The organism is Pseudoalteromonas luteoviolacea DSM 6061, from assembly GCF_001625655.1.
Taxonomy (GTDB): domain Bacteria; phylum Pseudomonadota; class Gammaproteobacteria; order Enterobacterales; family Alteromonadaceae; genus Pseudoalteromonas; species Pseudoalteromonas luteoviolacea.
Map to the genome: position 1 here is coordinate 1 of NZ_AUYB01000059.1, position 531 is coordinate 531.

At 45.0% G+C, this 531-nt stretch carries 1 protein-coding gene; it reads right to left on the minus strand.

Translation table 11 applies throughout. The features are described 5' to 3' along the window. On the minus strand, positions 1-531 hold a 531-nt coding region (locus N475_RS02695), incomplete at both ends, for an RHS repeat protein (protein ID WP_155732531.1).

The following is a 531-nucleotide window of genomic DNA, read 5'->3' on the forward strand; positions in this document are numbered from 1 at the left end:
TTGTACTTCACCAAAGCCATTGTAAGTAAAGTCGCTGGCACCTTGGTTAGGGTCTACAACGCGCACCTTATTACCAAACGCGTCATACTTTGCAACAATGCTATTTCCAAGCGCATCACGAACAACAATCGGCAGCCCTTGTCCGTTATATGCGTAACGTGTGTAGCCGCCCATCGCATCTTTGGTCTCAATGAGCTGATTACGGCTATCATACACACGGCTCATTTCGTCCAATTGAATACCGGTACACGTCTCCGAGACATTAATGGTGGTTGTAAACGCGTTATACGTATATCTGGCTTTCATCTCTCCTGTAACGTGTGCACTACATTGTTGATCTGTAGTCTTACTGTCCACTCTGCCAAGGGCATCGTATTGGCCATAGCGGACTCCATATGCCATTTGCCCAGATAAATAAGGCTGCGACTCAAATTGTATATGTCCTTTGGCATTGTATGTAGAGTCTTGAAGTATCCAATCGCCACCTTGATTTTCAACTTTGGTGCGAATTGTTCTGCCAAGTTTATCTAC